At 63.1% G+C, this 22,443-nt stretch carries 26 protein-coding genes; 14 read left to right on the top strand and 12 right to left on the bottom strand.

What is annotated here, in order from left to right:
- Positions 1-114 precede the first annotated feature (114 nt).
- Positions 115-2,349, top strand: a complete 2,235-nt coding sequence (locus tag ACW9UO_RS10030; RefSeq protein ID WP_457085674.1) for a lytic transglycosylase domain-containing protein — start codon at positions 115-117, stop codon at positions 2,347-2,349.
- 136 nt (positions 2,350-2,485) lie between these two features.
- Here the strand turns inward: ACW9UO_RS10030 and ACW9UO_RS10025 are convergent, their stop codons facing one another.
- On the bottom strand, positions 2,486-3,379 hold the full coding sequence (locus tag ACW9UO_RS10025; protein ID WP_457085673.1) for a DMT family transporter: 894 nt from the start codon (positions 3,377-3,379) through the stop codon (positions 2,486-2,488).
- Positions 3,376-4,044, bottom strand: a complete 669-nt coding sequence (gene mnmD, locus ACW9UO_RS10020; RefSeq protein WP_457085672.1) for a tRNA (5-methylaminomethyl-2-thiouridine)(34)-methyltransferase MnmC2 — start codon at positions 4,042-4,044, stop codon at positions 3,376-3,378. Before mnmD ends, ACW9UO_RS10025 begins: the two co-directional genes overlap by 4 nt.
- A 56-nt stretch (positions 4,045-4,100) precedes the next feature.
- Here mnmD and ACW9UO_RS10015 point away from each other — a divergent pair, with 56 nt between their 5' ends.
- Complete coding sequence (locus ACW9UO_RS10015; protein WP_457085671.1) at positions 4,101-5,159, top strand: NAD(P)/FAD-dependent oxidoreductase; 1,059 nt, start codon at positions 4,101-4,103, stop codon at positions 5,157-5,159.
- Positions 5,160-5,206: 47 nt separating this feature from the next.
- Here ACW9UO_RS10015 and ACW9UO_RS10010 read toward each other — a convergent pair whose 3' ends face one another.
- The 4 genes from ACW9UO_RS10010 to ispH form a co-directional block, all read right to left on the bottom strand.
- Complete coding sequence (locus tag ACW9UO_RS10010; protein WP_457085670.1) at positions 5,207-5,830, bottom strand: trimeric intracellular cation channel family protein; 624 nt, start codon at positions 5,828-5,830, stop codon at positions 5,207-5,209.
- A gap of 301 nt (positions 5,831-6,131) precedes the next feature.
- The gene (gene rnhA / locus ACW9UO_RS10005) at positions 6,132-6,590 is read right to left on the bottom strand and encodes a ribonuclease HI (protein ID WP_457085669.1); all 459 of its coding nucleotides are present in this window, start codon (positions 6,588-6,590) and stop codon (positions 6,132-6,134) included.
- 106 nt (positions 6,591-6,696) lie between these two features.
- Entirely contained in the window at positions 6,697-7,359 is a 663-nt protein-coding gene (locus ACW9UO_RS10000) for a MarC family protein (RefSeq protein ID WP_457085668.1), read from the bottom strand.
- 5 nt (positions 7,360-7,364) lie between these two features.
- On the bottom strand, positions 7,365-8,318 hold the full coding sequence (ispH, locus tag ACW9UO_RS09995) for a 4-hydroxy-3-methylbut-2-enyl diphosphate reductase (protein ID WP_457085667.1): 954 nt from the start codon (positions 8,316-8,318) through the stop codon (positions 7,365-7,367).
- Positions 8,319-8,457: 139 nt separating this feature from the next.
- On the opposite strand from ispH, the gene ACW9UO_RS09990 reads away from it, so the two are divergent.
- Positions 8,458-8,928, top strand: a complete 471-nt coding sequence (locus tag ACW9UO_RS09990; RefSeq protein WP_457085666.1) for a c-type cytochrome — start codon at positions 8,458-8,460, stop codon at positions 8,926-8,928.
- A 144-nt stretch (positions 8,929-9,072) separates the two neighbouring features.
- Here ACW9UO_RS09990 and ACW9UO_RS09985 read toward each other — a convergent pair whose 3' ends face one another.
- On the bottom strand, positions 9,073-9,504 hold the full coding sequence (locus ACW9UO_RS09985; RefSeq protein ID WP_457085665.1) for a YqaA family protein: 432 nt from the start codon (positions 9,502-9,504) through the stop codon (positions 9,073-9,075).
- Positions 9,505-9,519: 15 nt separating this feature from the next.
- A complete protein-coding gene (locus ACW9UO_RS09980; RefSeq protein WP_457085664.1) occupies positions 9,520-10,089 on the bottom strand; it encodes a LabA-like NYN domain-containing protein in 570 nt (189 codons plus the stop codon).
- A gap of 103 nt (positions 10,090-10,192) precedes the next feature.
- On the opposite strand from ACW9UO_RS09980, the gene folK reads away from it, so the two are divergent.
- The 6 genes from folK to acpS all read left to right on the top strand — a co-directional run bounded on the left by folK (position 10,193) and on the right by acpS (position 15,321).
- The gene (gene folK, locus ACW9UO_RS09975) at positions 10,193-10,792 is read left to right on the top strand and encodes a 2-amino-4-hydroxy-6-hydroxymethyldihydropteridine diphosphokinase (protein WP_457088634.1); all 600 of its coding nucleotides are present in this window, start codon (positions 10,193-10,195) and stop codon (positions 10,790-10,792) included.
- Positions 10,793-10,897: 105 nt separating this feature from the next.
- A complete protein-coding gene (gene rpoZ, locus ACW9UO_RS09970) occupies positions 10,898-11,251 on the top strand; it encodes a DNA-directed RNA polymerase subunit omega (RefSeq protein WP_457085663.1) in 354 nt (117 codons plus the stop codon).
- Between the two features lie 30 nt (positions 11,252-11,281).
- On the top strand, positions 11,282-13,420 hold the full coding sequence (locus tag ACW9UO_RS09965; protein WP_457085662.1) for a RelA/SpoT family protein: 2,139 nt from the start codon (positions 11,282-11,284) through the stop codon (positions 13,418-13,420).
- Between the two features lie 16 nt (positions 13,421-13,436).
- Positions 13,437-14,108, top strand: a complete 672-nt coding sequence (locus ACW9UO_RS09960) for a DUF2062 domain-containing protein (protein WP_457085661.1) — start codon at positions 13,437-13,439, stop codon at positions 14,106-14,108.
- Positions 14,109-14,182: 74 nt separating this feature from the next.
- Positions 14,183-14,923 (top strand): pyridoxine 5'-phosphate synthase, encoded by a 741-nt coding sequence (locus ACW9UO_RS09955; protein ID WP_457085660.1) that lies wholly within the window; start codon positions 14,183-14,185, stop codon positions 14,921-14,923.
- Complete coding sequence (acpS, locus tag ACW9UO_RS09950) at positions 14,920-15,321, top strand: holo-ACP synthase (RefSeq protein ID WP_457085659.1); 402 nt, start codon at positions 14,920-14,922, stop codon at positions 15,319-15,321. Before ACW9UO_RS09955 ends, acpS begins: the two co-directional genes overlap by 4 nt.
- A gap of 43 nt (positions 15,322-15,364) precedes the next feature.
- On the opposite strand, the gene betC is transcribed toward acpS, so the two are convergent.
- Entirely contained in the window at positions 15,365-16,876 is a 1,512-nt protein-coding gene (gene betC, locus ACW9UO_RS09945) for a choline-sulfatase (protein ID WP_457085658.1), read from the bottom strand.
- Between the two features lie 130 nt (positions 16,877-17,006).
- Between betC and lepB the strand changes: the two genes are divergently transcribed.
- Positions 17,007-17,840, top strand: a complete 834-nt coding sequence (gene lepB, locus ACW9UO_RS09940) for a signal peptidase I (protein WP_457085657.1) — start codon at positions 17,007-17,009, stop codon at positions 17,838-17,840.
- Positions 17,837-18,520: a ribonuclease III gene (gene rnc / locus ACW9UO_RS09935; RefSeq protein ID WP_457085656.1), complete on the top strand. Its 684-nt coding sequence runs from the start codon at positions 17,837-17,839 to the stop codon at positions 18,518-18,520. Before lepB ends, rnc begins: the two co-directional genes overlap by 4 nt.
- 15 nt (positions 18,521-18,535) lie before the next feature.
- Here rnc and ACW9UO_RS09930 read toward each other — a convergent pair whose 3' ends face one another.
- Positions 18,536-19,225: a hypothetical protein gene (locus ACW9UO_RS09930; RefSeq protein WP_457085655.1), complete on the bottom strand. Its 690-nt coding sequence runs from the start codon at positions 19,223-19,225 to the stop codon at positions 18,536-18,538.
- A gap of 260 nt (positions 19,226-19,485) precedes the next feature.
- Here ACW9UO_RS09930 and era point away from each other — a divergent pair, with 260 nt between their 5' ends.
- The 3 genes from era to recO are packed head-to-tail and all read left to right on the top strand — an operon-like array spanning position 19,486 to position 21,466.
- The gene (era, locus tag ACW9UO_RS09925; protein ID WP_457085654.1) at positions 19,486-20,394 is read left to right on the top strand and encodes a GTPase Era; all 909 of its coding nucleotides are present in this window, start codon (positions 19,486-19,488) and stop codon (positions 20,392-20,394) included.
- Positions 20,395-20,398: 4 nt separating this feature from the next.
- A complete protein-coding gene (locus tag ACW9UO_RS09920; protein ID WP_457085653.1) occupies positions 20,399-20,722 on the top strand; it encodes a DUF1491 family protein in 324 nt (107 codons plus the stop codon).
- Between the two features lie 15 nt (positions 20,723-20,737).
- Complete coding sequence (gene recO / locus ACW9UO_RS09915) at positions 20,738-21,466, top strand: DNA repair protein RecO (protein WP_457085652.1); 729 nt, start codon at positions 20,738-20,740, stop codon at positions 21,464-21,466.
- An 89-nt stretch (positions 21,467-21,555) separates the two neighbouring features.
- Here the strand turns inward: recO and ACW9UO_RS09910 are convergent, their stop codons facing one another.
- Positions 21,556-21,951 (bottom strand): META domain-containing protein, encoded by a 396-nt coding sequence (locus ACW9UO_RS09910; RefSeq protein ID WP_457085651.1) that lies wholly within the window; start codon positions 21,949-21,951, stop codon positions 21,556-21,558.
- A 51-nt stretch (positions 21,952-22,002) separates the two neighbouring features.
- Complete coding sequence (locus tag ACW9UO_RS09905; protein ID WP_457085650.1) at positions 22,003-22,395, bottom strand: META domain-containing protein; 393 nt, start codon at positions 22,393-22,395, stop codon at positions 22,003-22,005.
- Positions 22,396-22,443: the final 48 nt, after the last annotated feature.

The raw sequence follows: 22,443 nt of genomic DNA, 5'->3' as shown, positions 1-22,443 counted from the left end.
GGTCGATTTTGGCCGCGGTGATCCGCCACTGTCAGCATCGTGAGTTGAAGGATGCGTTTGGCGGGTTATCCTCTGGATCGTGTCTATTCCTTCTCACATAAGAAATTGCAAGTCATGATGCGTGCCCTTCTTTGCCTCCTTGTCATGGCGGCAACGCCAGCCGTGACCCAACAAGCCTCCGATGAGGGGCTTACCCTCGACCCAACGTCGAGCCTGCGCCCGCGCGCGCGCGCCTCGACCGAGGCACCAGATCCCGACGCGGTGCCCGACGCGGAGGTGGGTGATCTCGCGGAGGAAGTGTCCGGTGACGCGGACGCGGCGCTGGATGCGGGCGGCCCGGTGGCGGGTGAGCCCGACGCGGTGGCCCCTGTCGAAGAGGCGCTGGCCGAATTGGCCGGTCTGCGGCCGCAGTCTCGGCCACAGGGGCTGATCACCATACCGCTGGCGGCCAATGTGCCGGCAACCAACCCCGATTTTACCGCCGCCCTCAGGGCGATGCGCAATGACCGCTGGGAGGATGCATTCCGCACCGCCGGGCCCGAAGGCTCGGTCGCGCGCGACGTCATCATGTGGCATTTCCTGCGCGGGGGCAGCGGCAGTTCCGGCGATGTCACCGGCTTTCTGGCGCGCAGCGGCGATTGGCCTGGCCTCGCCTATCTGCGCGAAAAAACCGAAGAGACCATGAGCGATGCGCCCTTCTCGGAGCGTTTGGCGTTTTTCAAGGATCACCGCCCGGAAACCGGCGCCGGGGCGCTGGCCTATGCCGAAGCATTGAAAGACGCGGGCAACACCGGCGCGGCGGAGGCCGAGATCGTTCTGGCGTGGCGCACGCTGGCGCTGTCGGACACCGAACAATCGCGGATGTTGGCCAGCTATAACGACCTGCTCAAACCGCACCACGAGGCGCGGATGGATCGACTGTTGTGGGAAGGCTGGAAGGTCAATGCCACGCGCATGCTGCCGCTGGTCTCGGACGGGTGGCAGAAGCTGGCCAAGGCGCGGATGGGGCTGCGCGAGCGCGAGGGCAACCCCGATCCGCTGATCGCCGCCGTGCCCAAGAGCCTCGCGGATGATCCGGGGCTGGCGTATGAGCGTTATGAGTGGCGGATGCAAAAAGGGCTGAGCGACAGCGGGCTTGAGCTTATGCTCGAGCGGTCGACCGGTGCCGAAAGCCTGGGTGAGCCGGATTACTGGCTCGGGCGGCGCCATTCGATGGCGCATCGCGCCATGCGCGCAGGTGAGACCACAAAAGCCTATCGCATCGCCGCGACCAATTTCGCCACCGAAGGCAGTCAGTTTGCCGAGTTGGAGTGGCTCTCGGGCTACCTCGCACTGCGGTTTCAGAAGGATCCGGCCAAGGCGCTGGCGCATTTCACCAAGTTCAAGGACGCGGTGTTTACGCCGATTTCGCTGGGCCGTGCCGGATATTGGCTGGGCCGTGCGCATGAGGCCGCCGGAAATGCCGAAGCCGCGAAAAAGGCCTATGCTCTGGGGGCCGACTATCAGACCAGCTTCTATGGGCTACTGGCCGCTGAACGCGGCGGGCTTCCGTTTAATGTGGCCTTGGCGGGCAAGCTGCCTGCGGGGGATTGGAAGCAGGCCGCATTTGCCAAATCGCGGGTGCATGAGGCGGCGATGCTGTTCCTCGCGGCCGGCGAAGAGTGGCAGGCCGAACAATTCTGGACGCATCTGGCGGAAAGTCAGGATGAGGCCAACCTTCAGATGATGGGCAAGATGCTCGAAGACCTTGGCCAGCCGCATCTGGGTGTGATGTTGGGCAAGCGGGCCGCGCAGGCCGGGTTTGAAATCGCCGCGCCATATTACGCGCTGCATCCGGTCGCGAGCCGCAAGCATCCAATTCCTAAGGAAATGGTGCTGGCGATTGCGCGGCGCGAAAGCGAATTTGATCCTGCCGTTGTCAGCCATGCCGGGGCGCGCGGGTTGATGCAGGTGATGCCTGCGACGGCGCGGCTGGTCGCCGGGCGGATGGGGCTTTCGTATAGCCGCGACCGGCTGACCAGCGATTGGGTCTATAATTCGCAGTTGGGGGCCGACTACCTGCGAGGTCTGGCCGAAGATTTCGATGGCAATGTGATTATGATGTCGGCGGGGTATAACGCCGGTCCTGGGCGGCCAAGGAGCTGGAAGTCGAGTTATGGCGACCCGTTGAAGGGGGAGATCGACATGATCGATTGGATCGAGACGATCCCGTTTAACGAGACCCGCAATTACGTGATGCGGGTGTCTGAAAGCCTGCCGGTGTATCGCGCGCGGTTGGGCAAAGATCCGCATCCGGTGCCGTTTTCCCAAGAGCTTGTGGGATCGACGTTGTTGCCGGTGTCGGAGTGATCTGAGACGGCGCGTGTGGGGAGGCGTTGTAGGAAGTAGGGGGCCAGCCCCCTCGGCCTGCGGCCTCTCCCCCGAGGTATTTTTGAACAGAAGAAGCAGGGGGAGGGTGTGAGGGCCGAGAGCGCTTTGATTTGGGTTACGGTTGGGCGCGTCTTTGGGCGGCGCGGCGGCGTTTGCGTTCGCGCCAGAGGGTGAAGAGGCCGGCCCCGACGATCAGCGCCGCGCCGAAGACCACGGAGAGCCGCAGGTTTTCGCCGAACACCACAAGGCCGATGGCGGTGGCGAAGGGCATTTGCAGGTAGGCGAAGGGCTGCACCGCGCTGGCCTCGGCGACTTCGTAGCATTTGATCATGCACCAGTGCCCCGCCACGCCTGTAAAACACAGCGCGATCATCCAGCCCCAATCCGGCGCTGTCATCGGCTCCCAGAACCAGATGCCGATGGCGGTCATCACGACGCAGCCCACTATGCCGGTCCAGAAGAACGAGGTGGCGGCGGAATCGCGTCGGGCGACGTAGCGGTTGAGCAGCGAATAGAGCGCGAACATCAGGGCCGCCGCCAGCGGGATCAGCGCATAGACCGAGAACACGCCCGCCGAGGGGTTGATGATGATCAAGACGCCGACAAAGCCCACCGCGATCGCAAGCCAGCGCCGCCAGCCGACCTGTTCGCCCAGCACCGGGCCAGAGAGGGCCGCGACCAGCAGCGGGTAGCTGACAAAGACCGCGTGGCTTTCGACCAGCCCGAGGAAGGTGAACGCCCCAACCATCACGCAGATTTCCAGCGCCAGAAGGACGCTGCGGAAGCCCTGGACCCAAGGCTGGTCGGTGTGGGCCACATCGCGCAGCCCGCCGGATTTGCGCGCCGACAGGGCGATGACGAAGGCCGCGAAGAACCAGTAGCGGATCATCACCACCATGAACACGTTGTATTCCGAGGCGAGGTGTCGGCTTATCCCGTCTTGGATCGCGAAAATAAAGGTGGTGGCGACCATCAGCCAGATGCCGCGAACGGAGTCGTTCTGGGTCATAGGGTGGCCTTTGTCATATGGCGTTTGCGGCCAAAGCCGGGGCCGCGCGTGACGGTAAATCCGCCAGCCGCCAGCGCCCTGCGCACATGGCCCGCGGCGGTGTAGGTTGCCGCTGTGCCGCCGGGGGCGGTGTGGCGGGCCACCTCGGCCATCAGGTCCTCGCCCCACAATTCGGGGTTCTTGGCGGGTGAAAAGCCATCGAGGAACCACGCATCGGCCTCGGCGTCCCAGTGTGGCAGGGAGTCGCGCGCATCGCCTTGGATCAGCGTAAAGCTGAGGTCGGCGGTCTGGAATGTGGTGTCGCCGGCCAGCCAGAAGGGGTGCAATTCGGCGGCCAGATCGGCCAGTTCGGGAAAGGCGGCCTGGGCGGTGATCATGTCATCGGCGGCCATCGGATAGGCCTCAAACGTGGTGAAGTGCAGCCGGCCGCCGGTGTTGGCGCCGCGGAAGGCTTGCAACGCGCACAGCAGGTTCAGCCCGGTGCCAAAGCCCAGTTCGGCAATGTGAAAGCCATCGGCAAAGCGCGCAGGCAGGTCGTTGCCCGCCAGAAACACATGTCGGGTCTCGTTAAGCCCGTTGTCGAGCGAGTAATACGGATCGTCAAACCGGGTCGAGACAGGCACGCGCCCGTCGCGCCATTCCAGCTCTGCGCTCTGGTCTGTCATTTTCGGCTGCCTTATGGGTTTCCCTGTGGGGTTAATTCTGTTCGGAGGGCGATGCAATGGGCGACGTGACAGTGCGAGGCGGCGGCATCTTTGGGCTGTCGGTGGCTTGGGCCTGCGCCCAACGGGGCGCGCGGGTGCGGGTGATCGATCCGCAGGGGCCGGGGGCGGGGGCTTCTGGCGGAATCGTCGGGGCGCTTGCGCCGCATGTGCCGGAGAACTGGAATGATAAGAAGGCGTTTCAATTTGAAAGCTTGATCATGGCCGAGGCGTTTTGGGCCGGGGTGCAGGCCGCCGGCGGGCGCGATCCCGGCTATCTGCGGTCGGGCCGGTTGCAGCCTCTGGCGGACGCGCGCGCGGTGGATTTGGCGCGGCAGCGGGCCGGGACAGCAGAGATGCTGTGGCAGGGCAAGGCCGCGTGGCGTGTGGTTGATGCAGCGGGGTTCGGTGACTGGGCGCCGTTCTCGCCCACCGGTTTGTTGGTAGAGGACAGCCTGACCGGGCGGCTGCATCCTCGTCAGGCCTGTGCGGCCTTGGTGGCGGCCTGTCAGGCGAAGGGGGTCGAGATCCTCGCCGAGGGATCGGACCGGGGCGCGGTGGTCTGGGCGACCGGCGTACATGATCTTGACGCGATGAGCCGGGCGGCGGGGCGGATGATGGGCACCGGCGTGAAGGGACAGGCGGCGCTGTTGCGCTTTGAGGCCCGCGACCGACCGCAGCTCTTTGCCGATGCGCTCCATATTGTGCCGCATGGCGATGGCACAGTGGCGATCGGCTCGACCTCTGAGCGGGAGTATGACGATCCGCAGGCAGTGGACAGCCTGCTTGACGATGTGATTGCGCGGGCGATTGCGGCGTTTCCGGTGTTGGCGGGGGCGGAGATTGTGGCGCGCTGGGCCGGGGTGCGTCCGCGTGCGAAGAGCCGCGCGCCGGTGCTCGGGCCGCATCCGCTGCACGAGGGGGCGTTTATTGCCAACGGTGGCTTCAAGATCGGCTTTGGCATGGCGCCGCTGGTGGGCGAGGTGATGGCCGATCTGGTGCTGGAGGGGCAGGACAGGGTGCCGGAGGGTTTCAGGCCGTACGCGTTGTCGCGGGGCGACAGCGGGGCACGGCGTTAAGTGCCGTTGCAGCGACACTTTGTGGGCACCGCTGGCCCGCCCCTCGCCTATTTCTCGCGCGGTGGGCGGCTTTTGTAGACTGGAAGCGACCAGCCAAATCCCAAGCTGCCTGCGCGCAAGGCCCAGGTCGCGACGGCGCAGCCCAACAGGGTCCAATCTGGCCCGAAACCCAGCGTCTTGATGATCAGCGCTGTGCCGGATCCGGCCAGTGCGGCGGTGGCATAAAGCTCGCCTTGGCGCAGCACCACCGGGACCTCGTTGGCCACCACGTCGCGCATCAGCCCGCCGAAACAGCCGGTGGTGACGCCCATGATCAACACGATCACCGGCGGCTGATCGAGCGACAGTGCAACGCCGGTGCCTGCGGCGACGGCGACGGCCAGCGCAAAGGTATCGAGCCACAGCAGCCAGCGTAGGCGGCTTTCCACCAAATGCGCGGTGAAGAACACGAACAGGGCGGCACCGCAGGCGGTCAGGATGATGCCGGGATCAGCCACCCAGAACACCGGGTTCCGGTCGAGCAACAGGTCGCGCACGGTGCCGCCGCCCACCGCTGTCAGACTGGCGAGAAAGGCGAAACCAACGATATCGAGCTGGGCGCGCGAGGCTGCCAGCGCGCCAGTCAGGGCAAAGACCACCACCGAGGCGTAATCGAGCAGGGTCAGGATCATTGCGCGCGGCCTAGGGTACTGGCGCCCGATCCATTGATGGATCGGTGCCGGTCTGTTGACAGATCGGGGTGCGCGCGCTGTGAGGTACGGGTTTGGAGGAGGGATCGTTTGCGGGGGGCTGCTTCGGTGGGGCAGGCCGATCCATTGATGGATCGGTGCCGATCTGTTGACAGATCGGGGTGTGCGCGCTGTGAGGTACGGGTTTGGATGGGGGTATGTTTGCGGGGAGTTGCTCCGGCGGGGGAGACCGATCCATTGATGGATCGGTACCGATCTGTCGACAGATCGGGGCGCGCGCGGATCACGGTTTGCTCTTGAATGGGGCCATGCCCGCGCGGGCCAGCTCATCTGCGCGCTCGTTTTCGGGGTGGCCGGCGTGGCCCTTGACCCATTCCCACGTCACGTCGTGGCGGGCCTGCGCCTCATCCAGCCGTTGCCACAGCTCGACATTCTTGACCGGCTTCTTGGCGGCGGTTTTCCAGCCATTGCGCTTCCAGCCATGAATCCACCCCGTCACGCCGTTTTTGACATAAGCGCTGTCGGTGATCACGGTGATCTTGGACGCCCGCTCCAAGGCCTCCAACACGTGGATCGCGGCCAGAAGCTCCATGCGGTTGTTGGTGGTATCGGCCTCGCCCCCCTTAAGCTCGCGCTCTTTGACGACGGTGTCGCCGTCCTTGGCCTGCATCAAGGCACCCCAGCCACCGGGGCCGGGATTGCCGGAACAGGCACCGTCAGTATAGGCAAAAAGGGCGGTCATGGGGCATCTCCGGGCTTGGGTTTGGGGCCACATCGCAAAGGCGGGCGCAGGTTGCAAGGGGCTCTTGTTGCGCGACAGTGTGGCCCGCGGTTTGGCGCGCGTGGCGTCAGGGCAGCGGCGCTTGCACGGACGCCGGTGCGCCGGTCACGTCAAGCACACCCATCGCATTCAACCCGCCGAGCACCTGATCGACGGCAATGGTGGCCAGGATAATCCCCATCACCCGGCTGATCACCGAAGCCCCGGTGTTGCCGATCACCCGGTGGATGACGCTCGCCCCGAGCAGCAGACCAAGCGTAAACAGCAGCACAACCACCAGCATGCCAGCGGTGATCAGCTGTTCCGCCAGCGGTTCGGTGTGGTTGTCGGTCAGCACCACAATCGCCAGCATCGCGCCCGGCGAGGCAATCGACGGCATCGCCAGTGGAAACACCGCCCCGGCAAGGTGATCATCGCGTTCGGCTTCTTCGATTTCGCGCGCGGGTTTGCTATCGCCAAAGATCATCGTCATCGCAAACAGGAACAGCACAATCCCGCCCGCGATTTGAAACGACCCCAGCCGCAGACCCAGCGTTTCGAGGATGAACTGTCCGCCGACGAGGAACGCCAGCAGCACCAGCGTCGCAATCAGGATGGCGCGAATGGCAAACCGGCGATGCAGGTGGCGCGGCACCGATTGCACGGCAAACAGGTAGACCGGGATCGTGCCCACCGGGTCGATCACCACGGTCAGCGTGATAAATTCGCGGAGCAGCGCGGTCCAGTCCATCCCGATCAGGCCGTCTGGCGCAGGACGCGCGGCACTTTGAACTCGACGTTTTCCTGCGCGGTCTCGACCTGTTCGACAGTCACGTCATAGCGAGCGCGGAAGGCGTCGATCACCTCGTTCACCAGCACTTCGGGGGCGGATGCGCCTGCGGTGATGCCGACCGAGCGGATGCCGTCCAATGCGCGCCAATCGATGTCGGTCGCTCGCTGCACCAGTTGCGAATAATTGCAGCCCGCGCGGGCACCCACCTCGACCAATCGGCGCGAGTTTGAGGAGTTGGGCGCGCCCACCACCAGCATCGCATCGCATTTCGCCGCCATCGCCTTGACCGCCTCTTGCCGGTTGGTGGTGGCGTAGCAGATGTCTTCTTTGTGCGGGCCGACAATGGCCGGGAATCGCGCCTTCAACGCGGCGACGATATCGGCGGTGTCATCGACCGACAGCGTGGTCTGGGTGACAAAGGCCAGCTTGGCCGGGTCGCGTACCGTGACCTCTGCCACATCGGCCACCGTTTCCACCAAAAGCACTTCGCCCTCGGGCAATTGCCCCATGGTGCCGACGGTCTCGGGGTGGCCGTCATGGCCGATCATGATCATTTGCAACCCGTTGTCGGCATGGCGTTGCGCCTCGATATGCACCTTGCTGACCAGCGGACAGGTGGCATCGACAAACACCATTTCGCGCGCCTTGGCGGCGGCAGGCACCGATTTCGCCACACCATGAGCGGAAAAGATCACCGGCCGGTCATCGGGGCAATCCGACAGCTCTTCGACAAACACCGCGCCCTTGGATCGCAAATCATCCACCACATATTTGTTGTGCACGATCTCATGGCGCACAAAGACCGGCGCGCCCCATTTCTCGAGCGCCATTTCGACGATCTTGATCGCCCGGTCCACACCGGCGCAAAAGCCGCGCGGTGCCGCGAGATAAAGGGTCAGGGCAGGGGTATTGGTCATAACAGGGGCCTCCGGTGTCCCTCCCGAAGTAATGGCTCTGCGGCGCGGCGTCCAGAGGTGGGCGCTATCACGGGGCGGTGACTTGACCTTCCAGTGTGGGAAGGCCCGATTGGGGGCAAAATGACATGGAGCATGACAGATGAACCGACAGGTTTTGGCGATGACGGTGGCGATGACCATGGTGCTGGCGGGCGCGCCGCTGGTGGCACAAGAGCGGCCCGAGGATGCGGCAGGGCTGTTTCCGTATTGGGACGAGGCTGCGGTGGCACAGGGGGCAGCGCTTTATGCGGACAACTGTGCGGCCTGCCACGGGGCCAAGCTGGAAGGCGAGGAGGACTGGCGCGGGCGCAAAGACGACGGCGGGTTCCGCGCGCCACCACATGACGAGACCGGCCACACCTGGCACCACGCCGATGCGCAACTGTTCGATATCACCAAGCGTGGCACCGAGGTTGTCACCGGAGGTGCCGTGGAATCCGACATGGCGGGCTTTGGCGATGTTCTGAGCGATGACGAGATTCTGGCGGTGCTGGCCTATATCAAGGCGCAGTGGCCCGAGCGCGTGATCGCCCGCCACAATGAAATGAATCGGCGGGTCGAGGCGCAGTAAACGAAGGGCAGTAGACGAGGCGCATTAGCCGGGGCGCAGTGGGCGGACAGCGCCAAAGCGCCCCGGACATGATCCGGGGCCTCCCCGCCAGCCCGCCCCCATGGCCTTCCGGCGCTCGTCCAGGAGGCCATTGGCGCGTGGCCGCTATACCTGCGCCGTGACCCAAGCCAGCGCAATATAGCGCCCGGTCTTGGCCAGCGTGACCAATAGCACGAACAGCCAGACCGGGGTGCGCAACACGCCCGCAATCACGGTAAAGGCATCGCCCAAGGGCGCCCAGCTGAGCAGCAGCGACCAGACACCCCAACGCGCATACCATCCCTCGGCCCGCGCCATCGCGGACCGTGAAACAGGAAACCAACGCCTGTCCTGATACTGCACGGCGAACCGCCCCAGCACGTAATTCACACATGCGCCCAGCACGTTTCCCACGCTGGCCCAAAGGATCAGCGTGGGAACCGGAGCCGTCTGGCCCAGTTGCATGGCGACAAAGACCACCTCTGACTGCAACGGCAAAAGGGTCGCCGCCCCGAACGCCGCTGCAAACAGCGTGAACAGAGAGACAACCTCGCCCAAGTCAGGTGGCCCGGATCAGCCTGTTACGGCCGAAGCGGTCCGCTCTTCCGGATGCTCGCGCGGAGGACGGCCAATGACTTCGCGCAGACCGTCCAATTCAATGAAATTGTCGGCCTGACGGCGCAGTTCATCGGCAATCATCGGCGGTTGGCTGCGAATCGTCGACACAACGGAAACCCGTACGCCCTGACGCTGGAGGCTTTCCACCAGCGGCCGGAAATCCCCATCTCCGGAAAACAGAACGATATGGTCCACACGGGGCGCAAGCTCCATGGCATCGACAGAAAGCTCGATGTCCATGTTGCCCTTGACCTTACGGCGACCCTGGCTGTCGGTATATTCCTTGGCCGGTTTGGTCACCATCGTGAAGCCGTTGTAATGCAGCCAATCGACCAGCGGCCGGATTGGCGAATACTCTTCGTTCTCCAGCAATGCCGTATAATAGAACGCCCGCAATAACTTGCCGCGTCTTACGAATTCCTGTCGAAGGAGTTTGTAGTCGATGTCGAACCCAAGTGCCTTTGCTGCGGCATACAAATTGGATCCGTCGATGAACAGCGCAAGCCGTTCGTCCTTGTAAAACATTAATTGCCCTTCCAATAAAGCGGGCTCATGATCCGCTCCGTGAGTGAAAAAAATTTTGCGGGTGAGCCTGCCTTTAGGGTAGACCAAAACGATCTTGCCGCAAGTGCCTGAACGAGGAAAAAAACCAATTTCGTGCAACCTTAACGGGAAAGTGGCGCTGATAGCAATAGGCGCAAACTTACCTTTCTCTGACAATCCACCGGTTCAGACGTTAAGAGAAGCGATTTTTCGCTTATCTGAGCGTGGCTTGGCCATTGGCACCGTCTCACCCGTCTATACAACGCCGTGTTTTCCCGCGGGGGCCGGTCCCGATTACGTGAACGGTGCGTTTAGTGCCAATTGGTCGCGGGGTGCCCCCGCATTGCTTAGTCTTTTGCATGAGGTCGAGTCGGAGTTTCTACGCACGCGTAACGTGCGTTGGGGTATGAGGACTCTCGATTTAGACTTGCTGGCGCTGGGCGACCAGGTTCTGCCCAATCCCGATGTCTGGGCCGCGTGGCGCAATCTGCCGCTGGCCGATCAGATGACGCGCACCCCGGACGAGCTGATCCTGCCGCATCCAAGGCTTCAGGATCGACCGTTTGTCTTGGTGCCGCTGAGGGATGTCGCGCCCGATTGGGTCCATCCGGTCACGGGGCGCAGCGTGTCCGAAATGGCCGCCGCGCTGCCCCAAGCCGACATGGCCGAGGTCAAAGCTTTGTGACTTCGGGCGTATCGGTGCAATGCTTCAGAATATCTGCTTGTCAAGCGTTTTGAAGCCCTTTAAGAGCTATCCATTCTGACAGAACTCGCCAGACGGAGATTCCCCATGGCCCGCGTGACGGTCGAAGATTGCGTTGATAAAGTCCCCAACCGGTTCGAACTGGTTATGCTGGCCGCCCATCGGGCGCGCGAGATTGCAGCGGGTGCCGCCATTACGGTGGACCGCGACAATGACAAGAACCCCGTTGTTTCGCTGCGCGAAATCGCAGAAGAAACCCAAAGCGCTGACGAACTGCGCGAACGGATGATCGAGAGCAATCAGACTCAGATCGAAGTTGATGAACCCGAAGAAGACGCAATGGCGCTTTTGATGGGTTCTGAGCCCGATAAGCCGCAGGACGACGATATGTCGGAAGAAAAGCTGCTGCGGGCTCTGATGGAGGCTCAGGGTCAGGGCTGAACCACCGCCCTGGTGCCTTAAGGACGCGCGATGATATCTGCTGACGACCTCATCGCGCTTGTCCGCAATTATAACCCCAAGACAAACGAGGCGCTCATTCGCGCGGCCTATGACTATGGCCGCGAGATGCATGAGGGCCAGTTTCGCCGCTCGGGTGAGCCGTACTTCACCCATCCCGTCGCCGTTGCCGCCATCCTGACCGAGCAACGGCTTGACGATGCCACGATTGTCACCGCGCTGTTGCACGACACGATCGAGGACACCAACAGCACCTTCGGCAATATCTCTGGCCAGTTTGGCGAAGAGATTGCGGTATTGGTCGATGGCGTCACCAAACTGACAAACCTGCAATTGAACTCGACCGAGACCAAGCAGGCCGAGAACTTCCGCAAGCTGTTCATGGCGATGTCGCGCGATTTGCGGGTGATTCTCGTCAAGTTGGCCGACCGTCTGCACAATATGCGCACGATCAAGGCGATGCGCCCGGAAAAGCAGGTCCAAAAAGCGCGCGAAACGATGGACATCTTTGCCCCGCTCGCCGGGCGGATGGGCATGCAATGGATGCGCGACGAGCTTGAGGATCTGGCGTTCCGCGTGCTCAACACCGAGGGCCGCGCCAGCATCATCCGCCGGTTCATCATGTTGCAGCGTGAAACCGGCGATGTGATCCAGAAGATCACCGGCGACATGCGCAGCGAGTTGGAAAAGGCCAATGTCGAGGCGCAGGTCTTTGGCCGCGCCAAGAAGCCCTATTCGATCTGGCGCAAGATGCAGGAAAAGGAGATGGGCTTTTCGCGCCTCTCCGACATCTACGGTTTCCGCATCATCACCGAGACCGAGGCCGATTGTTATGCCGCGCTTGGCGTCATCCACCAACGCTGGCGCGCGGTGCCCGGACGGTTCAAGGACTACATCAGCCAGCCGAAATCCAACGGCTATCGCTCGATCCACACCACCGTATCGGGCCGCGATGGCAAGCGGGTCGAGGTGCAGATCCGCACCCGCCAGATGCACGATGTCGCCGAAACCGGCGTTGCCGCGCATTGGTCGTATCGCGATGGCGTGCGCAGCGAAAACCCCTTTGCCGTTGATCCGGCCAAGTGGATTTCCTCGCTGACCGAGCAATTTCAGGACGATGAGGATCACGAGGATTTCCTCGAGGCCGTCAAACTGGAAATGTATTCCGATCAGGTGTTTGTGTTCTCGCCCAAGGGTGATGTGATCAAGCTGCCCCGTGGCGGCACGCCGCTGGATTTCGCCTATGCGATCCACACCCGCATCGGCCATGCCTGTGTTGGGGCCAAGGTTGACGGGCTGCGCGTGCCGCTCTGGACCCGGCTCAAGAATGGCCAATCGGTCGACATCATCACCGCCGACGGCCAGACGCCGCAGGCGACCTGGCTCGACATTGCTATCACCGGCAAGGCCAAAAGCGCGATTCGCCGGGCCCTGCGCGAACAGGACCGCGAGCGGTTTGTGCGGCTCGGGCGCGAACTGGCGCGGGCCGCTTTTGAACATGTCGGTCGCAAGGCCAAGGACAAGGTGCTGGAAACCGCCGCCCGCAACCTGCGGCTCGACAGCGCCGAGACTCTGCTGGCGCGGCTGGGCTCTGCCGAGCTGACAACTCGCTCTGTGGTCGAGGCGGTTTATCCGGATCTGGTGACGGAAGAGGGCGACGAGATTGATCGCAAGCGCGCGGTGATCGGGCTTGAAAACGGCCAAAGCTTCCGCCGCGCCCCGTGCTGCCAGCCGCTTCCGGGCGAGCGCATCGTTGGCATCACCTATCGCGGCCAGGGCGTTGTGGTGCACGCCATTGATTGCGAAAAGCTCGCCGAATACGAAGACCAGCCCGAGCGCTGGCTTGATCTGCATTGGACCGAGGGCAAACACCCCGCCGCCTATACCGTGACCCTCGACGTCACGATGAGCAACGATGCCGGGGTGTTGGGCCGGGTGTGCACATTGATCGGCGGCCATAAGGCAAATATCTCCGACCTTGAATTCATCGACCGGAAGCCCGATTACTACAGGCTGTACATCAATGCCGATCTTCGCGATGCCGAGCATCTGCATTCGCTGATCACCGCACTCGAGGCGGAAAGCGACCTTGCCCGCGTCATTCGAATGCGCGAAGTGACACCGATCGCCGCGAGGGCCGAGGCGAACTGAAAGGAAGAAACCACCCGTGGTTTTCAAGCGCCGCGACAAAAAGCCGACCCTGCGCGCGGTGTGGGAATTCTTCTGGCCGCGAGGGGGCTGGACGCGCGCGGCGCGTTACGTCAAGCACCGGTTGCGCCGCCTGCCGGATCCGCCGGAAAAGATCGCGCGGGGCATCTGGGCCGGGGTCTTTACCACCTTCACGCCGTTTTACACCATGCATTTCGTTGTCGCCGCAACGCTGGCGATCATCATGCGCGGCAATATCCTCGCCGCGCTGCTGGGTACGTTTTTCGGCAATCCCCTGACCTATGTCCCGATTGCGGTCGTTGCGCTGACCACCGGGAATTTTCTTTTAGGAACAGAGCTTTCGCCGCATGTCGAGCGCACCTTGATGGGCAAGTTTGTCGATGCGGGCGAGGATCTGACCAGCAATTTCTGGGCATGGATCAAGGGCGCGCCGCAGGATTGGCACGGGCTCGAGGTGTTCTGGGACACCGTGTTTTACCCCTATATGATCGGCGGCATCATTCCCGGAATCATTGTGGCAACGATTGCCTATCTAGTGGCCGAACCGTTGATCCGCGCCTATCAGGCCCGGCGCAAAGGCGCGATGAAAAAGCGGATCGAGGCGATCCGGGCCAAGGCCGCCGCCAAGAAAAAGGCGCTGGCCGAGGACGCGGCGAAAAAGCCCGAGTGAGCGCGTCGCAAATTCCGGTTTCCCCCGCGCCCGCGCCCCGTTAGCTTGCGCGCAATCAGTCTCGGAGAACCGTCATGCACAAACTCAGGCTCGGCGTGAACATCGACCATGTCGCCACCGTCCGCAACGCCCGCGGCGGGGCCTTTCCCGATCCTCTGCGCGCCGCCAAACTGGCCGAAGACGCCGGGGCCGATGGCATCACCGCACATCTGCGCGAAGACCGGCGCCACATCTCGGACGCCGACATCGACGGGCTGATGGAGGTGCTGAGCGTGCCTCTGAATTTTGAGATGGCGGCGACCGACGAGATGCAGAAAATCGCGCTGCGTCACAAGCCGCATGCGGTCTGTATCGTGCCGGAAAAGCGGGAGGAACGCACCACCGAAGGCGGGCTGGAAGTTGCGCGCGAGGAAAACAAACTGGCGCATTTTATCGCGCCTCTGCGGGATGTCGGCTGCCGGGTGTCGATCTTTATCGCCGCCGACAAACGCCAGATCGAGGCGGCGCATCGCATTGGCGCGCAGGTGATCGAGCTGCACACCGGCGCCTATTGCGATGCCCATCACGAAGGCCGGTTTGATGACCGCGACCGCGAGTTGGACGCGCTGCGCGAGATGACCGGCTTCGCCCATGACCTTGGCCTCGAAGTGCACGCCGGCCACGGGCTAAGCTATGAGACCGTCGGCCCTGTGGCGGGTTTTCCGCAGGTCAAAGAGCTCAACATCGGGCATTTCCTGATCGGTGAGGCGATCTTTTCGGGCCTTGAGGGCGCGATTGCCGAGATGCGCAGGCTCATGAACGAGGCGCGGGTGTGATCCTTGGGATCGGCACCGATCTTTGCAATATCGAGCGGATTGACCGTATCCTCGACCGCTTTGGTGACCGCTTCCGCAACCGCGTTTACACCGACCGCGAACAGGCCCGCGCCGCGCGCCGCCCGCATGAGGCGGCGACCTATGCCAAACGCTGGGCCGCGAAAGAGGCCTGTTCCAAGGCGCTTGGCACAGGGTTGCGCATGGGGATCGCGTGGAAGGATATGTCGGTCACCAATATGCGCACCGGCCAGCCGGTGATGCATGTGACGGGCTGGGCAAAACGGCGGCTTGATGCCATGACGCCGCCGGGCCATGAGGCCGTTTTGCACGTCACCCTGACCGACGATCACCCTTGGGCGCAGGCGACCGTGCTGATCGAGGCGCGCCCGAAAGCCTAGGCCGACGCCGCGCTCTCACACCCGGCGCGGCTCTGCCCCAAGCTCATTCCCCGCGCGGAAACCTCTGGTTTTCCTCGACCTCGTTCAGGTCCATGTGGTTGCGCATATAGCGGTCCGAGGCGTTTTGAAGCGGCTGATAATCCCACGGGTAATAGGCACCGTTGCGCAGCGCCTCATAGACCACCCAGCGCCGCGCCTGACTTTTGCGCACCTCGGCATCGAAGCGCTCCAGATCCCAGCGCTTTGCGGATTCGAGCCGGAACCGCTCCAAAACCTCGGCCTGCGCCGGGTCCTCGGCGAGATCGGTCAGCTCATGCGGATCATTGGCAAGGTTGAACAATTGCTCGGGATCGATGGCGCAGTTGGTGTATTTCCACGCCCCCGCCCGCAAGCAGACCATCGGCGAATATGACGCCTCTGCCGCGTATTCCATCGCCACCGGCGTGGTGCGCACCCCGCCTTGGCCCAGCGGCACCAGCGACTCGCCCGTGGTCCATTCCATCACCTCGTCCATGCTCACCCTCGCCAGATCGCAAAGCGTGGGGCAGACGTCGATATTGCTCACCGGCGTCTCAATCAGCCCCGGTTCCATCCCCGGTGCAGAGATCATCAAAGGCACCCGCGCCGAGCCCTCGAGGAAGGACATCTTGAACCACAATCCGCGCTCGCCCAGCATATCGCCGTGGTCCGAGACGAACAGTATGATCGCCTCCTGCCGCGTTGCCTCAAGCGCTTCCATCACCTCGCCGATCTTGTCATCGAGGTACGAGATATTGGCGAAATAGGCCCGGCGGGCGCGGCGAATGTCATCCTGTGAGATGTCGAAACTGCGCCAGTCATTGGCATCAAAGATGCGCTGCGCATGGGGGTCGTGGTTTTCGTAGGCCAGCGCCGGCACCTCGGGCAGGAGATGCTCGCAATCCTCGTACAGGTCCCAATATTTGCGCCGCGCCACATAGGGGTCATGCGGATGGGTAAAGCTTACCGTCAGGCACCAGGGCCTGTCGTCATGGCCGCGCGCCAGATCATAGACCTTGCGGGTGGCGTGATAGGCAACCTCGTCGTCATACTCCATCTGGTTGGTGATTTCGGCCACGCCAGCGCCCGTCACCGACCCCATATTATGATACCACCACTCGATCCTTTCGCCGGGTTTGCGATAGTCCGGGGTCCAGCCGAAATCGGGGGGATAGATGTCGGTGGTCAGGCGTTCCTCAAACCCGTGCATCTGATCGGGGCCGACAAAATGCATCTTGCCCGACAGGCAGGTCTGATAGCCTGCCCGCCGCAGATGATGCGCATAGGTCGGGATCGACGAGGCGAACTCGGCGGCATTGTCATAGACGCCGGTGGCCGAGGGCAATTGCCCCGACATGAACCCCGCCCGCCCCGGCGCACAGAGCGGCGAGGCGGTATAGGCGTTGGCGAAACAGGTCGAGCGCAGCGCCAGCTTGCGCAAGTTAGGCGTGTGCAGCCAATCGGCGGGGCCGTCGGGAAACAGCGTGCCATTCAGCTGGTCGACCATGAAAATAAGGATGTTGGGCTGTTGCGTCATGTCGGCTCCGTTGCGATCCTGAGGCAGCATTCCCCGGATCATTGCCCCGCGTCCAGCCCCCATCGCTTGACACCCCACCGTCCCCGGCCCATGTAGCCCTCGTCAAACCTGAGCGAGGAGCTCCCTGTCGATGGCTGAAGAAAAGAAGGGCAATGTGATCGTCGAGACGGTCAAGACCATTGTCTATGCATTGCTGATTGCGGGCGTGTTCCGCACGCTTTTCTTTCAACCGTTCTGGATTCCGTCGGGATCGATGAAGGACACCTTGCTGATTGGCGATTTCCTGTTCGTCAACAAAATGGCCTATGGCTATTCCTACGCCTCCTGCCCCTCGATCATGGTGCCGCGCTTTGGCCTTGATGTGGATGCCGAAGATTTCTGCGGCTGGGCCGATGGCGACAACGACCGTTTCCTTGGAGGCGCGCCGAAACGCGGCGATGTGGCGGTGTTCCGCCACCCGGTGACCGGGCGTGATTTCATCAAGCGGGTTGTCGGGCTTCCGGGCGAAAAGATCCAAGTGAAGGGCGGCGTGCTGTTTATCGACGGCACCGCCGTGCAACAGACCGAAGACGGCATGTTCGAAGAGGTCGCTGGCCCGCAGGGTCCGCAGCGGCTTAGCCCGCGCTGTGCCAATGCACCGGTCGGCGATGGCGCGCTCTGCCAGAAACGCAAATACATCGAGACCTTTCCAGAAGGCACCTCGCATTCGATCCTCGATATCGGCCGGCAGTCCTCGGACAACACCGCCGTTTATACCGTGCCCGAAGGCCATTATTTCATGATGGGCGACAACCGCGACAATTCCACCGACTCGCGCTTCCGTCAGGAAGTGGGCGGCGTTGGGTTTGTGCCGTTCGAAAACCTTGTTGGCCGGGCGGACCGGGTGATGTTCTCGTCTGCGGGCAGCTCGATGCTGTACTTCTGGACATGGCGCAGCGATCGTTTCTTCAAGGCGATCAAGTGAACCTTTCGGCGGATCTGAAGGCGCTGCAAACGCGGCTGGGGTATGATTTTTCTGACCCCCGGCTGCTGGTGCGCGCCGTCACTCATTCGTCGATGTCGACACCGACGCGCGGCGACAACCAGCGGCTGGAGTTTCTGGGCGACCGGGTGCTTGGGCTGGTGATGTCCGAAGCGCTGCTGACCGCCGATACCCAAGCCAGCGAAGGCCAGCTTGCGCCGCGGTTCAATGCACTGGTGCGCAAGGAAACCTGCGCCGATGTTGCGCGCGAGATTGACCTTGGGGCGGCGCTCAAACTTGGCCGCTCCGAGATGCTCTCGGGCGGGCGGCGCAAGATGGCGCTGCTCGGCGATGGGATGGAGGCGGTGATTGCCGCGGTCTATCTTGATGGCGGGTTTGACGCGGCCAAGGCGCTGGTCCTGCGGCTTTGGGGCAAGCGGATCACCTCGGTCGAGGAGGATGCCCGCGACGCCAAGACCAGCCTGCAGGAATGGGCGCAAGGCCGGGGCCAGAAGCCGCCAGCCTATGAGCAGATCAGCCGCACCGGGCCAGACCATGCGCCGGTGTTTGTGATCGAGGTGCGGTTGGAAAGCGGCCAGACCGAACGGGCCGAAGCCGGATCGAAACGGCAGGCTGAACATGCGGCGGCCAAAGCGCTGCTTGCGCGGTTGCCCGGCACCTGACGCCGGGCGCTGCTCTCAGAGCGGCGGCGCCGACATCATCGCATCTGCCAGCGCGACAGTGGTGCTCACCGCTAGGGCAAAGCTCGTGCTGATCGCGGCGGTGGCGATGCGCCGTTCCCGATCAAACCGCCCCTGATCGCGCCGCAGCTGTTGGGTTTCGGCGCTGGGCACCGGCTCGCAAAGCTGCCGCCGGATCGAGTTTTCCTGCAAACGGATCATGTCGGCGGCGGTCGGGCGCTGACCTTGGCGCGACAGCACCGGATGCCTCGGGGTGACTTTCGCGGCCCGCCGGGGCGGACGCGTTGCGGTTTTGGCAACTGTCGGTCGGGCGGGGCGGCTGGGACGGGTGGTTGCCGCAGGCGCGGGAGCAAGTGCTGCAATAAACGCTGACCGCTCCAAAAGCGCGGCATCGCTGAGCCAAGCGATCTGGCTGATCGGGAAATCCGCAAGCAGGGCCAGCGTCAGCCGCGCGAGTTCCGCCTGCGCAGCAACCTCGGTTTCGGCCTGCACCGTCAGGGTAAAGGTCGGCGTATCCGCGCCCTGAAAGATGCAAAGGGCCACATCCAGAATATCACCCGTTGTCGCGAGGTTGTCCGCCCCGAACGGGCCGGAATCGGGGCGCAACGCGTCAATCTCGTGGCGCATTTGCCATTCGGTCCGCTCGGGACGTGGGCAAAGGTCCATCCTGATCTTCAGTCTGGCCATGACCGTGGTGTGCGTGGTGTGATCGGGTGCCATTGTCGCTTTCTCGATTGTCAGACGGCAATCTCGCCCAAGATTTGGGTTTAATTTTGAACCAATTGTGGAAAATACGGGTAATGTTTCCCGATTGCGAACAAATGCTGCCGCATTTGTCACGCGGCGTCGCGGGCAGGCGGCCAAGGAGGGCGCGACGGGATCGCCTCTGGTTTTAAGGTGAAATCTGCGTTAAGCGCTCTTAATTCAGAGACAGAAAGCCAGACCCTATGACCACACGCGCCGGATTCGTCGCTTTGATCGGAGAGCCCAACGCGGGCAAATCCACCCTCACCAACCGCATGGTGGGCGCGAAAGTGTCGATCGTGACCCACAAGGTCCAGACGACGCGCGCGCGCATCCGTGGTGTGGCCATCGAAGGCGAGGCGCAGATCGTTTTCGTCGACACGCCCGGCCTGTTCAAACCGCGCCGCCGGTTGGACCGCGCGATGGTGGCGGCGGCCTGGGGTGGGGCGGCGGATGCCGACATCACCGTGCTGCTGATCGAGGCGCATCGTGGCGTGACCGAAGGCGTTGAACGCATTCTGGACGGGCTGACAGACATCGGCAAAGGCCGCCGCATCGTTCTGGCGATCAACAAGATTGACCGGGTGAAATCGGATGTGCTTTTGGCGCTGACCAAGGATTTGAACGCGCGCTACGCCTTTGAAGAGACCTTTATGATCTCGGCCGAAAAGGGCTTTGGCTGCGATGATCTCAAGAAATGGCTGGCGGTGCAACTGCCCGAGGGCCCGTGGCTTTACCCCGAGGATCAGATCGCCGATCTGCCCTTGCGGATGATTGCGGCTGAAATGACCCGCGAAAAGCTGACCCTGCGGCTGCACCAAGAGCTGCCGTATCAGTTGACCGTCGAGACCGAGAACTGGGAAGAGCGCAAGGATGGCACGGCGCGGATCGACCAAGTGATCTATGTCGCGCGCGACGGCCACAAGGGCATCGTGCTTGGCAACAAGGGCGAGTCGATCAAGGCAATCTCCAAGGCGGCGCGTGAGGAACTGGAAGAGTTTCTTGGCCGCCGGGTGCACCTGTTCCTGCAGGTTAAAGTGCGGGAAAAATGGCTGGAAGAAGCGGCACGCTATTCCGAAATGGGCCTGAATTTCCGCGACGGCAACACCTGAGCCGATGCGCCTGACGGCAGATTTCTGGGTGGCCGCTTATATCGCGCGGCTGCGGCAGGCGGATATTCCAGCCTTTGTGGTGGCGCATGGCGATGACACCTCGGGTGTCGTGATCGTCAAACTCAACACGCTCGACGGGCAGGCGCGGCTGTTTCACCGGATGCACGATCTGATGGCCGATGAAACCCGGTGGCAGGAAATGCTGGCGGGGCCGGAGCCAGAGGTCGATGCGGCCTTGGCGCGGCAACGCGAGATGGACCGCGATCTTTGGGTGATCGAGGTTGAGGACCGCGCCGGGCGGCATCTGCTGGACAGTGGCGGGCTTTGAGGCCAGCCTGACGCGATGGAATGGCGCGACACCGGGATATTGCTGAGCCTCAGGCATCATGGCGAAAATTCCGCCATCGTCGAGGCGTTTACCCCCGAACATGGCCGGCACGCGGGCGTGGTGCGTGGCGCGACCAGCCGCAAACTGGGGCCGGTGCTGCAACCGGGCGCGCAGCTTGATCTGCAATGGCGGGCGCGGCTGGAGGAGCATCTGGGGGCCTATACTGTCGAGCTGCAACGCTCGCGCGCGGCGCAGGCGATGGGCAGCCGGTTGGCGCTGGCCGGGTTGAATGCGGTCTGTGCGCTGCTGGGGTTTTGTCTGCCCGAGCGCGAGCCGCACGGCGGGCTTTATGCCCGGTCTGAGCAGCTTTTGGATCTTTTGGGGCAGGACGATCTGTGGCCGCTGGCCTATCTGCGCTGGGAATTGGCGCTGTTGGAGGATCTGGGCTACGGGCTGGATCTGTCTGCTTGCGCGGTGACTGGGGCGACCGAGGGGCTGGCGTTTGTTTCTCCCCGATCCGGGCGCGCGGTTTCGCGCCTGGGGGCGGGGGATTGGGCCGATCGGCTTTTGCCGCTGCCAGAGGTGCTTTTGGGGCAGGGGGCCTGTGAGAATGATGACATTGCGCGGGGCTTGGGCGTGACCGGCTTTTTTCTGGGCGAGCGGTTGGCCCCTGCCTTGGGGACCAAACCGTTGCCAGAGGCGCGCGCGCGGTTCATCGACCGTCTGCGGGTGGTTTCACATTGAGCGCCTGCGGCGCGCCGGGTTTTGGGGCCCGTGGCGGAGGTGAGCCCGTCAGTGCGGAGGCCGGTTTGTGGCGCGCGCGGTAGAGAGGCTCAATTGGCGTGCGGCAGGCTGATGAAGACCATTTCGCGCCCGTCTTCGTTGCGCAACACCAGCCGATTTCCGTCAAACTCGGACAGTGTCATGTCGCGCAGGGCGGTGATGAACGCGGCCTCTGCTTGGAAGTGCAGGCACATCCGCTGGGTCAGGCCAAGCCGTTTGGCGGCGAACTCGGGCATGGGCCGGGACTGAACGCCGAAGAAGCTGTTGCACGGGGTGGTTCCGGCTATCTGCGCCGGGCTGGGGAAGGTGAGCGTGGCGCGGGCCTCATATGCCGCGCCATCGAGGGTTTGAAGTTTCCAAATGGTATCAGTGTCTTGCGCGCCGCTCAACGTGGCTGAGAGGCTGGCAAAGGCGGACGTGGCCGCGGAGAGGAGCATCTGTGTCATACCGGCAAGATAGGCGCTTTGCAGGGGGGCGAAAGGTGGTAACGGGATTTGTCATTCCGTAGCGCGGAAGACCAATTCGCCACCGGTGTCATTCGAAAGGATCAGAGTGTTGCCTTGGACTTCGGCCAAGGTCATCGCATCAAGCGCGCTGAGAAAGGCCGTTTCGGCGGCGAGATCGGGGCAGGCGCGGCGGGTGGTGGCCAAGGGGCCAGCGTCGAACCACGGATAGGGCGCGGAGTGCGATCCTGAAAAGCTGTTGCACGGGGCTTGGCCTGCGAGGCGTCCCGGCTCGGGGAAGGTCAGCGTGGCCGTGGCCGGATAGGGCGCGCCGTTGAGGCTTTGCAACGCCCATGTGGTTTCGGCGGCACCATAGGCGGTGAGCGTTTCGTCGCTGTCGCACGCGGCGAGGAGGGCGACGGTGAGGAGGGGCAATGCGATTTTCATCCGTCTCACATAGGTGATCTTTTCCAAATTGAAATATCGCCAAACTCT

The sequence above is a fragment of the Marinovum sedimenti genome (assembly GCF_054052205.1).
The sequence above is the reverse complement of the archived record's forward strand: the minus strand, read 5'-3'. Positions and strand labels throughout refer to the sequence as shown.